The following is a 13,391-nucleotide window of genomic DNA, read 5'->3' as shown; positions in this document are numbered from 1 at the left end:
CCGAGCACGAGAACGGGCCGTGCCCTCGGCAGAGGACACGGCCCGTTGTAGTACGTCTTCTTACAGGACCGCGCGGAGCCGGTCCGCGATGGTGCCGATCCGGCCGAGCACGCCGTTCACGAACCGCGGCGAGTCGTCGGTCGACAGCTCCTTCGCCAGGCCGACGGCCTCGTCGATGGCGACCGGGTCCGGCACGTCCTCGGCCCACAGCAGCTCGTAGACGCCGACGCGGAGCACCGCCAGGTCGACCGGCGGCATCCGGTCCAGCGTCCAGCCCTGAGCGTGCTCGGAGAGCAGCTCGTCGATCTGGGTCTTGCGGCCGGTGACGCCCTCGACCAGCGAGATCGTGTAGTCCGCGATCGGGTCCACCTCGACCGAACCGACGCGGTCCGCCAGCAGCGTCACCGCGTCGGCACCGCGCTGGGCGGCTTCGTACATCATCTCGACGGCCCGCTTACGGGCCTGGCGACGGCTGATCGGCCCGCCGCGGTTCGGCGACTTGCCGGATTTGGCTGAGTCGGCCATCAGCTGGAAACGCGGCCCAGGTAGCGGCCGTCACGGGTGTCGACCTTGATCTTCTCGCCGGTGGTGAGGAACAGCGGCACCTGGATCTCGGCGCCGGTCTCCAGGGTGGCGGGCTTGGTGCCGCCGGTGGAGCGGTCGCCCTGCAGACCCGGGTCGGTGTGCTGGACGACGAGCTCGACCGAGGTCGGCAGCTCGATGTACAGCGGAACACCCTCGTGCACCGCGACCTGGACCTCGGTGTTCTCGAGGAGGTAGTTCGCGTTGTCGCCGACGGTCTCGTTCAGCACGGTGATCTGGTCGTAGGTCTCCGCGTCCATGAACACGAAGTCCTGACCCTCCTTGTACAGGTAGGTCATGTTGCGGCGGTCGACGGTGGCCGTATCGACCTTCGTGCCCGCGTTGAAGGTCTTGTCGACGACCTTGCCAGTCAGCACGTGCTTGAGCGTCGTACGGACGAACGCGCCGCCCTTGCCCGGCTTGACGTGCTGGAACGCGGTGACGGTCCAGAGCTGGCCGTCGAGGTTGAGGACGAGCCCGTTCTTCAGGTCGTTGGTGGTGGCCACGAGTGTGCAGTCTCCTGTGTCGATCTTCCGGGCCGCCGTCAGACGACCACGAGTTCCTTGGTGCTCAGCGTGAGGAGTTCGGGCGTACCTTCCCGCACGACCAGCGTGTCCTCGATGCGCACGCCTCCGCGTCCGGGCAGATACACACCAGGCTCGACGGTGACGGCCATACCGGCGGACAGTGTACCGACGCCGGTCGCGGCGAGGCTGGGCGCCTCGTGCACCTGCAGCCCGACGCCGTGGCCGAGACCGTGGCCGAACTCCTCACCGCGCCCCGCGCCGACGATCACGCCGCGGGCCGCTTTGTCCACTTCGGACACTTCGGCGCCGGGGAGGACGGCGTCGCAGCCCGCCTCCTGCGCGCGCTGGACCAGCTCGTAGATCTCCTCCTGCCAGGCCGCGGGCTTGCCGATGACGAACGTGCGCGTCATGTCGGAGTGGTAGCCGTCGACCGTGGCACCGAAGTCGATCTTGACGAAATCGCCCGTCGCGAGCACGGCCGGGGTGGGCCGGTGGTGCGGGATCGCGGAGTTGGCGCCCGCCGCGACGATCGTGTCGAACGAAGGGCCGGTCGACCCGTGGCCGAGCATGCGATTCTCGAGGTCACGCGCGACGTCGAGCTCGGTGCGGCCCGGCCGGAGCCCGCCGGCGGACACCAGGTCCTCCAGCGCCCTGTCGGCCGCCGCGCACGCCTGGCGCAGCGCCTCGATCTCCTGCTCGTCCTTGACCAGACGCAGCTGCTCGACGAGGCCGGGCGTCCGGACCAGTTCGACGCGGTCAAAGCGGACCTTGAGATCTTCGTGCTGCTCGACGCTGACGTGCTGGCTCTCGAAGCCGGTCTTGCCGAGCTTCTTTTCGGCCGCCAGGTCGGCGAGCTTCGCCGCGCTCGCGCGGTCCAGCACCCGTTCGAGGTCGGGGACCTCGGTGGCCGACTGGACCTGGTAGCGGCCGTCGGTGCAGAAGATCGTCTTGTCGTCGCCGCTCCCGTGGACGAGGAGAGCGGCGTTGGACCCGGTGAAGCCGGTCAGGTACCTGATGTTGAGCAGGTCCGTGACCAGCAGCGCGTCCACCCCGGAGTCGGCCAGCAGGGAACGCAGCGCCGCGCGGCGGCGAGAGAAGTATTCACGCACGTGATGGAGTTTAGGGGGTGGGCGCCTCCCGACACGCGTTTCGCCTGCTGCTTGCGTTCACTGTGGGGCGCGGTGGTCCGTGAAGGCGCCCGTTCGCCCTGACAACCCCACCAGTCACAGCATCGTCGCGTGAAGGCCCCCTTCACGCGGCTGAGCCGAGGGAAGGGGGCCTTCACGCGCGTTCATCGTGACTACTGGTGTACCTGGGGCGAATGTGGCGGTCGTCCAGTCCGTCCGCCATCGAGGGCCGCGGCGGGCACGACCATCGCTACTGGCGAGTTAAACTCCCCCAATGGCACCGTGGCTGACTCGTGGACTCGTGATGGCACTGCTGCACGGCGCGGCCGTCACCGTGCTGGCCAAGTACGAGGTCTTCAACCCCACCGACAAGACCCTCGTCACCGCCCTCACCCTCGCCGTCCTGGTCGGCGCGGCCGCGGGCTGGGGCGCCGTGGACGCCTGGCAGGGCAAACCCGAACGCGGCAAGAACTGGTTCATCGCGGCGCTGATCGCCGGACCGGTCTCGGGCGTGCTGTACGTGATCGGCCGTGCGGTGTTCGTCGATCAGACCGGCGCTTCGGAACTCGGCGGCGCGCTCACCGGCGGCGCCGCCTTCTCGGCCCTGCTGGTGCTCATCCCGGCCGGGCTCGGCCTGTTCGTCGGCGGCCGCATCACCAAGACCGCTCAGCCCACGAGCGAGAAACCCACCGGGAAGCCGTCCCAGGCCTGATCCGCGATCGTCTCGACGGCGGAGTCGTTCAGCGCCGCCGCCCCGCCGTCGGGTAGCGCGAAGAGCTTGCCGTCGAGCACCACGCCGAACCCACGGCCGGGCGCGTGCACCATCCGCGCCCCGGCGCTCAGCCGCGCCGCCGCCGGCAGGGTGTCGACGACCTTGAGCCGCTGGTTCAGCAGCTCGCCCGCGAGCGCCACCGCCACCGAGCGCCGGTCGACCCGCACCAGGGTGCCGTCGGCCACCAGGTCGATGGTCCGCTGCGGCGACGGCATCGCGACGCCTTCGAACGAGGTCCGGATCCGGGCCTCGTCCTCGCACGCCCGCGAACCGCGGACGTCCAGGCCGAAGTGCTTGAGCTCGGTCGGTGCCGCCGCGCCCCCGATGACCGTGGCGCGGACGACGTCGAACGGGACCCGGTCGCAGACATCGACCGAGGAGAGCGGCGCGTGCCCGTCGGGGCGCCGGACGAGCCCCGGGCCTTCCTTCCACGCGCCGGGGATGAGCGCCGGCCGGTACGGCTGCGCCGTGAATTCCCTGTTCCAGAACGTGAGCGTGGTGCCCTTTTCGGTCTCGTGCGCGATCACGAAGGCGTCGAGCGAACCGACCCACATCAGATCGGTGCTGAACGCGTCGACCAGCGAACGGGGGCGCGGCGAGTTCGTGCTGGGCTTGGCGACGAAGCCCTGCTCCCCCAGCGTTTCCACGTTCCGGGTGAACGCAGCGTCCCTGGCGCGGAGCAGGAACTGCCCGGCGCCGTTCCATCCGGCGCCCTTCGCCGTGGTGTCGGTGAAGAGGACGTAGAACCAGCCGTCGAGGTACACCGCCGAGGGCTGGCCCGCGCCGTAGACGTTGGCGCGGTGCACGTCGTGCGACGGCCCGATGATCGGCTTCCCGCCCGCCGCCCGCGTCCAGGTGAGGCCGTCGGGGCTGGTCGCGAGGCCGATCGAGTTGCCGAGCGCGTGATCGCCCGCCGCGCCGGTGTAGTACATGTAGAAGGTCGAGCCGACCCTGATCACCGACGGATCGCACGTGTGCATCCCGTCGAAACCGCCGGGAGCGCCCGAGAACACCGCCGCCGGGCCACCACCGGACGGACCGGTGAACGGACCGTCGAGCGAGGACGACTGCGCGTAGAGGACGTCGTCACCGGGCGGCTGGGCGCTGCCGTACTGGCTGCACCACCACATCTTGAGTTTGCCGCCGTCCCGCATCACGGTCGGGCTGTAGTTGTAGACCGCGTCCTGATCGCCCGCGGCCACCACCCCGCCGCTGGCCCGCGGATCGCTCGTCACGAGCTCGACGTTCATCGGACGCGGCTTTTCCTTGGGCGCCTGCTGAGCGCCGCCGATCCCGCCGCCCTTGCCGTCGGCCTGGGACTGCACGTTTCCGTCGCTGCACGCAGCGAGGACCGCGCCCACCGCGACGACGGCCACCACGGCACGGGCGGGTCGCCGACCCCCACGAAAAAGGCGCATGATGGCCGAGTGTAGCGAGGCTTAACCCGGCCGGGTGACGTCAGCCCGGAAGGGCGACCAATTCCACTTCGAAGCCGTCGGCGTTTTCGAGGTAGGCGGCGTAGTGATGGTCACCGCCCGCATACGGATATTCGTCCCCGAACATGGGCGACCAGCCGTGTTCGAGCGCCTTCGCGGCCAGCTCGTCCACCCGTTCGCGTGACTCGACATGCAGGGCGAGATGGTTCAGGCCCGGGGCGGTGCGCTCGTGCTTTTCGCCGCTGAGCGCTGGAGAGCGCTCGACGACGAGATAGGTCGCGCCGTGTTTCCAGCTGACCCCGGCGGGCCAGCGCTGGAACTCCCGCCAGCCGAGCTCGCCGAGCAACCAGCCCCAGCTCCCCTCCGCGCGCCCGAGATCGGGGACCCACAGCTCGATGTGGTGCGCGCGGCCGTGGTCCGAAGGCAGCGCGACGAAGACGCGGTGCGGACCGCTGCCGTAGTGATCGCCACCGCCGACGTCGAGAAAACCCAAGCGCCGCACCAGGTTCTGACTGGCCACATTGGACTCACCGACCAGTGCCCACACCGACGACAGGCCGAGCCCGGCGAGTCCGTGCTCCAGCAGGGCCTTCCCGGCCTCGGTCGCCAAGCCCTGCCCGCCGTGCGCACGCGACAGGTAATAGCCGATCTCCGGCACGTCTCCGGGCAGTTCCTGCGACGGCCGGAGATGCGCGAGGCCGATCACCTCGCCGTCGCGCTCGATCACCCAGTGCCCCATGCCCACCGGGCCGTCGTAGGACAACCTGCGGCCGACCATTTCGCGGACGCGATCCGGCTCGGTGAGCGGCACCGCGAAATGCGCGCTCATCGCCGGGTCGGCGAAGAGCTCGACGATCGCGTCGCCGTCCGCCTCCGTCAGCGCGCGCAATCGCAGCCTCGCGGTCTCGAGCGTGGGCGGGTTGTTCATGTCGCGTTCGTGGCCATCCACCGCAGGGCCAGGGGGTAGCCGTCGACCCCGAGCCCGGCGATCACCGCGGTGGCGATGTCCGACAGCACGCTGTGGTGCCGGAACGCCTCGCGTTTGTGCACGTTGGAGATGTGCAGTTCGATCAGCGGCGCCTTGAGCTGGGCCGCGGCGTCGCGGACGGCGATCGAGTAGTGCGTCCACGCGGCGGCGTTGAGCACCACCGGCCAGCCCTCGTCGGCGGCCTCGTGCAGCCAGCCGACCATCTCGCCCTCGTGGTCGGTCTGCCGGACCTCGACGTCGATCCCCAGCTCCTTGCCGGTTTCGACGCAGGTGGAAGCCAGATCCGCGTGCGTGGCCGAACCGTAGATGCCGGGTTCGCGCAGGCCGAGCCTGCCGAGGTTGGGGCCGTTGAGGACGAGCACCTTCACAGCAGCACGCTCCCGCCGGGCTTGGGGGCTTCACCGGCCACCACCGAGTACGCGGCGGCGAGCAGCGACGGGTCCGGGCCTTCCAGCCTGCCAGGCTTCGCGAGCCCGTCCAGGACGACGAAACGCAGCACGCCCGAGCGGGTCTTCTTGTCGCCCTTCATCGTCTCCAGCAGCTGCGGGAGCGCATCGGGGTCGTAGGTGGTCGGCAGGCCCAGCAGCTTGAGCACCTTCGCGTGCCGCTCGGCGGTGGCGTCGTCGAGACGGCCGGCCAGCCTCGCGAGCTCGGCGGCGAACACCAGGCCGACGCTGACCGCCGCGCCGTGACGCCACCGATAGCGCTCGCGGCGTTCGATGGCGTGGGCGAGCGTGTGACCGTAGTTGAGGATTTCGCGCAGATCCGATTCGCGCAGATCCGCGGCGACGACGTCGGCCTTGACCTGGATCGAGCGGCGGACCAGCTCGCCGAGGACCTCGCCGGTGGTGTCCAGCGCCGCGGCCGGGTCCTGCTCGACGAGCTCGACGATGCGCGGGTCGGCGATGAAGCCCGCCTTGACCACCTCGGCCATTCCGGCGACGAGTTCGTTGGGGGGCAACGTTTCCAGCGTCGCGAGGTCGACGAGGACCGCGCTCGGCTCGTGGAAGACGCCGACCAGGTTCTTGCCTGCCTCGGTGTTGATGCCGGTCTTCCCGCCGAGGGCGGCGTCGACCATGCCCAGCAGCGTGGTGGGCACGTTGACCAGCCGGACACCGCGCATCCAGGTGGCGGCGACGAATCCGGCCAGGTCGGTCACGGCGCCGCCGCCGAGCCCGACGACCACGCCCTGGCGGTCGAGACCGATGCGGCCGAGGACCTCCCAGCAGAAGCTGGCGACGGTGAGCGCCTTGCCGTCCTCGGCGTCGGGGATCTCGACCCGGTGCGCGTCGATCCCGGCCTCGGCCAGCTCGTCGCGGATGGCCTCGGCGGTGGTCGTCAGCGTCGGCGGGTGGATCAGCGCGACCTTGGAAGCGTCGGCGAGCTGCTCGGTGAGCTCGCCGAGCAGGCCGCGGCCGATGACGACGTCGTAGGGTTTGGCGGTGTTGACGGTGATGCGGACCGGCTCGGTCATCGTTCCCCTCACTTCGGCGGGAGCCGCTTGGCCCTCGCGACCTCGCAGGTGATCTTGCCCTTGACCGGGGTGTCCCCCGGGATCTCTTCGGTCACCTTCTGGCCGGGCGTCATCCGGTTCTTCGCGAACAGCGCCTCACCGGAGGGCTTGCCGTCGGCGTCCTTGATCGCGATGGTGACGGCGTACCGCGCGTCCTCGCCGGTGCTGTTGGTGACCTCGATGGTGACCTTCGGGGTGTAGCTGCCACTGTCGCATCCGGTGACCTTGACGTCGGCCGCGACATCGGCCTCCGACGCGGCGCTGGTGGCCGCGCTCGTCTGGATCACGTCCGCGCCGGGAGGTTGCCTCTCCTCGCCGCACGCGGTCAAGGTCAGGGCGGCGACGGCGAGCAGGACACCGGTGGTGGTGCGTTTCATGCTCGGTCCTTGCTGATCTCGGTCAGCCCGATGAGGGCGGCCTCGACGACCTCGTCGGCGGTCAGCTGGTCGGTCTCGATCTCGAACGTGGCCACCTCGCGGTACACCGGCAGGCGCGCGTCGAGGAGCGCCTTGTAGGTGGCGCGGGGGTTCACCCCGGCCAGCAGCGGGCGCGCGGTCGAAAGCCCGGCGCGCTGGACACCCGCGGCCATCCCGACGTTCAGGAAGATCACGGTGTGCCCGGCCAGCCGTTCACGGGTGCCCGGCGTGATCGGCGCTCCCCCGCCCAGGGAGAGGACGCCTTCGTGTTCGGCCAGCGCCTTAGCGACCATCTCCTCCTCCAGCGCGCGGAAGGCGGGCTCGCCCTCCTCGGCGAAGATGTCGGTGATGGGCTTGCCCGCGCTCGCGACGATGTCGTCGTCGCTGTCGCGGAAGGCGAGACCGAGCCGGGCGGCGAGTGCCGGGCCGACCGTGCTCTTGCCCGAGCCCGGCGGCCCGATGATCACCGCGCGAGGGGTCACCAGCGCTCCTCGAGCGCCTTCAGGTAGGCCTCGACGTTGCGCTTGCCCTCGGCCAGCGAGTCTCCACCGAACTTCTCCAGCGCGGCGTCCGCGAGCACGAGCGCGACCACCGACTCCAGCACGACCCCGGCGCGGGGTACCGCGCAGACGTCGGAACGCTGGTGGATGGCCACCGCGGGTTCGCCGGTGGTGACATCCACTGTGGACAGTGCTTTGGGGACGGTCGAGATCGGCTTCATGGCGACGCGCACCCGCAGCGGCTCACCGTTGGTGATGCCGCCTTCGAGCCCGCCCGCGCGGTTGGACCGGCGGGTCACCCCGACGGGACCGGTGCCACGGTCGATCTCGTCGTGGGCCTGGCTGCCCCAGCGCTTGGCCGTGGTGAAGCCGTCGCCGACCTCCACACCCTTCATCGCCTGGACGCCCATGAGCGCGCCGGCGAGGCGGGCGTCGAGCCTGCGGTCCCAGTGGACGTGCGAGCCGAGGCCCGGCGGCAGGCCGTAGGCGATCACCTCGATCACGCCACCGACGGTGTCACCCGCCTTCCGCACGGCGTCGACCTCGGCGACCATCGCGTCGGTCCCCTCCTGGCCGAAGGCGCGGACCGGGCTCTCGTCGATGGCCGGAAGGTCCGACGGCACCGGCAGCGGCCCCTCGGGCGCCGAGGCCCCGCCGATGGACACGACGTGGCTGAGGATCTCGACCCCGAGCAGCTGCTTGAGGTACGCGCGGGCCACCGTGCCGAGCGCCGTGCGGGACGCCGTCTCGCGGGCGCTCGCGCGCTCCAGCACCGGACGGGCCTCCGGGAAGCCGTACTTCTGCATGCCGGGCAGGTCCGCGTGGCCGGGCCGGGGACGGGTCAGCGGCTCGTTGCGCGCGAGGCCTTCCAGCTCCTCGGCCGGCACGGGATCGGCCGACATGACCTTCTCCCACTTGGGCCACTCGGCGTTCTCGATCTGGACCGCGACGGGGCCACCCTGGGTGAGCCCGTGCCGGACGCCGCCGGTGAACTCGATGTGGTCGGTCTCGAAGCCCATCCGGGGGCTGCGGCCGAAGCCGAGCCTCCGGCGCGCGAGCTGCTCGCCCACTTCGGCGGTGGTGACCTCGACCCCGGCGGGCATCCCTTCCAGGATGGCGGCGAGGGCGGGTCCGTGCGATTCCCCTGCGGTTATCCAGCGCAACACCTGATAGATCCTGTCACAACCTCCTCTGAAGTCCGGGTACAGGCCGGGCTATCCCGGACCGGGTCCGGCGAAGACGGCGAGCGCCCACGCCGCGACCAGGAGACCGGGCCCGTGCGGCACCGTGGGATGCCGTGGCCCGCCCACCGCGAGCGCCACGCTCAGTAACGCGGCGGCGACGGCGCCGAGCACGACCGACGGCCAGCCCGTCGCGGCGAGGACCGCTCCCAGGCTGCCCGCCAGCTTCACGTCCCCGGCGCCGAGCGAGCGTGGCGACACCGCGTGGACGAGCGCGTGCGCCCCGCCGAAGACCAGCGCGCCGAGCACGGCCCGCCACGCGATGGCCGCTCCTCCCCCGTGCGCGGCGACCGCGAGCGCGGCGGCGAGCGCCGGGTACGCGGGCAGAGTGAGGACGTCGGGCAGGCGGCGGTACTTGAGGTCGGCGAGCGCCAGCGGGACGGCGAAGACGGTCAGCACGGCCGGGACCGCGAGCCACCACGACGGCCAGGCTCCCGATTGGTGCCTGAGGCAGACCGCGACGAGCGCCGCCGCGGTGAGGGCGGCGGCCCACGCCGTGATCGGCGCTCCGGCCCGGCGCAGGCAGGAGCGCGTGGCGAGCGCCGATCCGGCGCCCGCCACCGCGAAGGCGATCGACGTGAACACAAGATCAAGAGTGCGTCCGGCGGGTCACGGGCGGCAAGGTTTTCTTTTCGTGACAGGGACTTTCACGCACTTTCGGCAGGTGGGGCGGGGGTGCGGAAGTCGTGAATGGACCGTTCACGTCCGGGCTGGCGGGTGAGGGTGGAGGGAGCCGGTGGGAGTCGGGGGCGCGGCGGCGGGAGCCGAACGGTAGTCGGAGGCGCGGCAGCGGGAGCCGGGCGCGCGGCGGGAGTGAAGGGCCCCAGACGCGCAGCGGTGGGAGCTGACGGGAGCCGGGCGCACGGCGGCGGGCTGAAGGCGCCTTTCACCGCGTCACATGCGGCGAAGGGAGCTTTCACCACGCGTCTCACGCGGCGAAGGGAGCTTTCGTCGCATGGGATGCGGGAAAGCTCCCTTCAGCCCCCGTGGGAGGCGGCGCCTCAAGGATCAAGGCTTCCCTTGAGGGGCAAGGCAAAGGTGGCACGTTGCGAAAGCCACTTTCGCAACGTTGAAGGTTGCGAAAGTGGCTTTCGCAACGTCCACGCAGGCGGGAAGGTCGCGAAGGAGGCCTTCGCTACGCCACCGATATGGCTTCGGTGAGTCCAAGCGCCCAGGCACGTCGCGAAAGCCACTTTCGCGACGTCTGACGTCCCGAAAGTGGCTTTCGCGACATCGGACATCGCGCCCGGAACTCACTCCAATCCGCATCGCGTCCGGTGCCGAAGACCTGTCATGACACCGGGATCAGGGATTCATCCGCAGCAGCGGGAGACCCGACGGCGTGCGGATCTCGAGCGCCTTGATGTCCCCGGCGCGCATCGCGGTGCCGACCACGATGTGCGCGGTGTCCTTGGGCATCGCGCGCCAGGACGCCAGCTCGCTGGTGCCGCCGTCGGCGCCGACGGCGACCAGGAGGTAGTCCCCGGCGCGGTTGCCGCCGTAGCTGCAGGTCATGTCGACCTTCGTGCCGGTGTCCGTGGCCGACATGGCGACTTCGGCGGTCACCGGGTAGTCGCCGAGCGGGGTCATCGGGTCGCCCGCCGCCGCCATCGGCCCGGTCAGGACGACCGCGAGCGCCACGCACGCGGCGACGGCGGCCCCGGCCGACGTGGTGGTGATCGCCCGTTGGATCCGCCTTCCCCGGCGGACCCGTTTGAGCACGGTCGGCAGCAGCTCCGGCGAGGGCGCCGGTTCGTCCTCCAGCAGCGCCGGGGCGCCGGCCTGGGCGAGCAGCCCGGGGATGCCGGCCAGATCGCGCACGGACGCCGCGCACCGGTCGCAGACGCGCAAGTGCTGCTCGTAGGCGGACCGGTCTTCCGGGGACAACGCCCCGAGCACGTAGGCCGCGTCGTAGGTGGCGAAGGGGTCGGTCATTGAGTCACCCCTCTTTCCTCCAATATCAGTCGCAGCGCCCGCAACGCGTAGTGCGTCCGCGACTTGATCGTCCCTTCGGCCACACCCAGCCGTTTCGCGGCGTCGGCGACGGAGTAACCCTGGAAATAGCACAGGACGAGGACGTCCCGGTGTCTCGGCGAAAGCTCACCGAGCGCTTCCGCGACCAGCCAGCCCTGGACCGCCCGTTCCGTGCCGTCGGTGACCGCCGTTTCGGGCGGTTGGCCGGTCACGACCTCGGGATGGGCCTCGGAAGCGCGCCAGTCGTCGATGGCGATCCGTCTCGCGACGGTGAACAGCCAGCCCCGCGCCGACCCTTCGGACTGGTCGAGCACCTTGGCGTTGCGCCAGGCCCGCAGGAGCGTCTCCTGGACGACGTCCTCCGCGCGGACCCGGTCGCCGCTGGTGAGGTGCAGCGCGTAGGACCAGAGTGCCGCCGCGTGCTCGTCGTGCAAAGCCCGCATCAGCCGGTCCTCCGCGAATTCCTTCACCGATCCGTGCTTTCCCGGTTCAACAGCAGCGGGAGCGCGAAGACCACGCAAGCCACTTCGGTGATCAGGCCCCACAGCTCGGCCTGGGTGGTGAAGCGCTCCGAGACGCCGAAGAATCCCGTGGTCAGCGAGAGCACGTACGCGCCCAGCGTCGCCAGGCCGAAGCCGATCGCCGCGAGCGCGGGCAACCAGTGGTGCCAGACCAGGACGGCGACCGCGATGACCACGCCCGCCACCACGTTCACCAGGAAGAGCGGGCCGACCACGTCCGTTTCCGAGGCCCAGTCCTGCCATACGACGTAATGCACCCATGCCGAGCCGAGCAGGCCCGCCGCCACGACCGCCCGCAACAACCACCGGATCATGTCCGTATCTCTTTCCGCGTGTTCGGTTCCCCTATGCCTTTGAACACGGAAAAAAGGGCCTCCCGGTTCACTCCGCCACCCGATGGCCGCCGAAATTGAACCGGATGGCCGCCTGGACCGTGTGTATGGGCATGACTGCCGAACTCCACTCCCGCCGCACCGTCCTGACCACCGGGGCCGCCGTCGCCGGCGCGGCCGTCGGGGCCGTGGCCCTCACGGCCTGCGGAAGCGACAGCAACCCCTCGTCCGGTTCGACCGCCGCACCGCCCGCCTCCGCCCCCGGCGAAACCCTGACCGCGCTCTCCGACATCGAGATCGGGAAGGCGAAGGCCGCCAAGACGGCCGACGGCAAGGACGTCATCGTCACCAGGACCGCCGAAGACACGGCGGCCGCGTTCAGCGCGATCTGCACGCATCAGGGGTGCGCGGTGGTACCCGAGGGCGCGGAGCTGAAATGTCCCTGCCACAACTCGATCTTCGACGCCTCGACGGGCGCGGTCAAAAAGGGACCGGCGGACCAGCCGCTGCCCTCGATCCCGGTCAAGGTCGCGAACGGCCAGGTCGTCACGGCCTGACGAACGCGAGAAGGGTCCCTTCAGGACGGAAGTTCCGTCCTAAAGAGACCCTTCTCGCGTGTGCTTTCAGCTGTCCCAGGTGAAAATCGGGTCGCCCGCCTCGACGTCGCCGCCGGTGAGCAGTCCGGAGAGGACCTCGGCCTTCGCGTCGAGCGCCACCACGGGCACGATCGGCGAGTAGCCCGCGGACTTGACCGCGTCCGGGTCCCAGCCGACGACCGGCTGCCCGGCGCGGACGGCCTCGCCCTTGACGACGTGGAGGGTGAACCCCTCGCCCTTCTGCTTCACCGTGTCGATCCCCAGGTGGACCAGCACGCCGCGGCCGTCCTCGGTGGCCACCACGAACGCGTGCGGGTGCAGTGTGACGACCGTCCCGTCCACCGGGGCGACCGCGTCCTGGCGCCCGCCCGAGGGCAGGACCGCGATGCCGGGGCCGACCATCGCCTGCGCGAAGACCGGATCGGGCACTTCGGTCATAGCGGTCGTCCTACCGCTCACCGGGCTGAGGATCTCGAGACTCACAGCAGATCCTCGATCTCACTGGCGATGTTGTCGGCCTCGGGGCCCACGATGACCTGGACACCGGCCCCCATGCGCACGACGCCCATCGCGCCGGCGGCCTTCAACGCCGGTTCGTCGAGCAGGCTCATGTCTTCGAGCTCACAACGGAGCCGGGTGATGCATCCCTCGACCTCGATGACGTTCTCGGCACCGCCGAGCCCCGCGAGGATCTTTTCCGCCCTGTCATCCGCCATCGCGGTCTCCCTGTTCCCTGTCGGTTTCCCACATGCGAACCAGCTGTACTACGCCGTTCGCCGACTCGCACCCGATCCCTGGCCACGAACGCGTAACGGTGGTTGACACCCGCTCGTGCGACGGAGCATCCTGCCCCATCGGATCATTGG

Annotated in this window: 16 protein-coding genes and 2 pseudogenes; 2 read left to right on the top strand and 16 right to left on the bottom strand. The window is 70.5% G+C overall.

The features are described 5' to 3' along the window. Positions 1-60 precede the first annotated feature (60 nt). Genes nusB through ACOCEP_RS24875 form a run of 3 tightly spaced genes read right to left on the bottom strand, consistent with a single transcriptional unit; the run spans position 61 to position 2,218 of the window. Positions 61-525: a transcription antitermination factor NusB gene (gene nusB / locus ACOCEP_RS24885; RefSeq protein ID WP_063274190.1), complete on the bottom strand. Its 465-nt coding sequence runs from the start codon at positions 523-525 to the stop codon at positions 61-63. Beyond that, positions 525-1,088: an elongation factor P gene (gene efp, locus ACOCEP_RS24880; RefSeq protein ID WP_034311660.1), complete on the bottom strand. Its 564-nt coding sequence runs from the start codon at positions 1,086-1,088 to the stop codon at positions 525-527. The genes nusB and efp overlap by 1 nt, the downstream gene beginning before the upstream one ends. 38 nt (positions 1,089-1,126) lie before the next feature. Continuing rightward, positions 1,127-2,218, bottom strand: coding sequence for a M24 family metallopeptidase (locus tag ACOCEP_RS24875; protein WP_482331399.1), 1,092 nt, complete (start codon positions 2,216-2,218; stop codon positions 1,127-1,129). 292 nt (positions 2,219-2,510) lie between these two features. On the opposite strand from ACOCEP_RS24875, the gene ACOCEP_RS24870 reads away from it, so the two are divergent. Further along, complete coding sequence (locus ACOCEP_RS24870; protein ID WP_482331398.1) at positions 2,511-2,948, top strand: B-4DMT family transporter; 438 nt, start codon at positions 2,511-2,513, stop codon at positions 2,946-2,948. On the opposite strand, the gene ACOCEP_RS24865 is transcribed toward ACOCEP_RS24870, so the two are convergent. The 11 genes and pseudogenes from ACOCEP_RS24865 to ACOCEP_RS24815 all read right to left on the bottom strand — a co-directional run bounded on the left by ACOCEP_RS24865 (position 2,903) and on the right by ACOCEP_RS24815 (position 11,911). After that, complete coding sequence (locus ACOCEP_RS24865; protein WP_482339813.1) at positions 2,903-4,387, bottom strand: glycoside hydrolase family protein; 1,485 nt, start codon at positions 4,385-4,387, stop codon at positions 2,903-2,905. The two genes, ACOCEP_RS24870 and ACOCEP_RS24865, sit on opposite strands and share 46 nt — an antisense overlap. 60 nt (positions 4,388-4,447) lie before the next feature. Then, a pseudogene (locus ACOCEP_RS24860) lies at positions 4,448-5,372 on the bottom strand (GNAT family N-acetyltransferase). Then, on the bottom strand, positions 5,369-5,800 hold the full coding sequence (aroQ, locus tag ACOCEP_RS24855) for a type II 3-dehydroquinate dehydratase (protein ID WP_482331397.1): 432 nt from the start codon (positions 5,798-5,800) through the stop codon (positions 5,369-5,371). The pseudogene ACOCEP_RS24860 and the gene aroQ overlap by 4 nt, the downstream one beginning before the upstream one ends. Beyond that, positions 5,797-6,906 carry a 3-dehydroquinate synthase gene (gene aroB / locus ACOCEP_RS24850; protein WP_482331396.1) on the bottom strand — a complete coding sequence of 370 codons (1,110 nt, stop codon included), beginning with the start codon at positions 6,904-6,906 and terminating at the stop codon, positions 5,797-5,799. The genes aroQ and aroB overlap by 4 nt, the downstream gene beginning before the upstream one ends. Positions 6,907-6,914: 8 nt before the next feature. Beyond that, a complete protein-coding gene (locus ACOCEP_RS24845) occupies positions 6,915-7,322 on the bottom strand; it encodes a hypothetical protein (protein WP_482331395.1) in 408 nt (135 codons plus the stop codon). Beyond that, positions 7,319-7,843 carry a shikimate kinase gene (locus ACOCEP_RS24840; protein ID WP_482331394.1) on the bottom strand — a complete coding sequence of 175 codons (525 nt, stop codon included), beginning with the start codon at positions 7,841-7,843 and terminating at the stop codon, positions 7,319-7,321. The genes ACOCEP_RS24845 and ACOCEP_RS24840 overlap by 4 nt, the downstream gene beginning before the upstream one ends. Then, complete coding sequence (gene aroC / locus ACOCEP_RS24835; protein WP_482331393.1) at positions 7,840-9,027, bottom strand: chorismate synthase; 1,188 nt, start codon at positions 9,025-9,027, stop codon at positions 7,840-7,842. The genes ACOCEP_RS24840 and aroC overlap by 4 nt, the downstream gene beginning before the upstream one ends. A gap of 48 nt (positions 9,028-9,075) precedes the next feature. After that, positions 9,076-9,687, bottom strand: a complete 612-nt coding sequence (locus tag ACOCEP_RS24830) for a prepilin peptidase (RefSeq protein ID WP_482331392.1) — start codon at positions 9,685-9,687, stop codon at positions 9,076-9,078. Between the two features lie 720 nt (positions 9,688-10,407). Then, positions 10,408-11,037: an anti-sigma factor family protein gene (locus ACOCEP_RS24825; RefSeq protein ID WP_482331391.1), complete on the bottom strand. Its 630-nt coding sequence runs from the start codon at positions 11,035-11,037 to the stop codon at positions 10,408-10,410. Next, on the bottom strand, positions 11,034-11,546 hold the full coding sequence (locus tag ACOCEP_RS24820; protein WP_125675061.1) for a sigma-70 family RNA polymerase sigma factor: 513 nt from the start codon (positions 11,544-11,546) through the stop codon (positions 11,034-11,036). The genes ACOCEP_RS24825 and ACOCEP_RS24820 overlap by 4 nt, the downstream gene beginning before the upstream one ends. Further along, positions 11,543-11,911 (bottom strand): hypothetical protein, encoded by a 369-nt coding sequence (locus ACOCEP_RS24815; protein ID WP_125675063.1) that lies wholly within the window; start codon positions 11,909-11,911, stop codon positions 11,543-11,545. The genes ACOCEP_RS24820 and ACOCEP_RS24815 overlap by 4 nt, the downstream gene beginning before the upstream one ends. Positions 11,912-12,042: 131 nt before the next feature. On the opposite strand from ACOCEP_RS24815, the gene ACOCEP_RS24810 reads away from it, so the two are divergent. Continuing rightward, complete coding sequence (locus ACOCEP_RS24810) at positions 12,043-12,486, top strand: QcrA and Rieske domain-containing protein (RefSeq protein WP_482331390.1); 444 nt, start codon at positions 12,043-12,045, stop codon at positions 12,484-12,486. Positions 12,487-12,552: 66 nt separating this feature from the next. Here ACOCEP_RS24810 and ACOCEP_RS24805 read toward each other — a convergent pair whose 3' ends face one another. After that, the gene (locus ACOCEP_RS24805; protein WP_482331389.1) at positions 12,553-13,008 is read right to left on the bottom strand and encodes a PTS sugar transporter subunit IIA; all 456 of its coding nucleotides are present in this window, start codon (positions 13,006-13,008) and stop codon (positions 12,553-12,555) included. Beyond that, positions 13,005-13,250, bottom strand: a pseudogene (locus ACOCEP_RS24800) (PTS sugar transporter subunit IIB); the annotation flags it as partial. The pseudogene ACOCEP_RS24800 and the gene ACOCEP_RS24805, both read right to left, overlap by 4 nt. Positions 13,251-13,391 lie beyond the last annotated feature (141 nt).

Source organism: Amycolatopsis sp. CA-211722, from assembly GCF_056828465.1.
The sequence above is the reverse complement of the archived record's forward strand: the minus strand, read 5'-3'. Positions and strand labels throughout refer to the sequence as shown.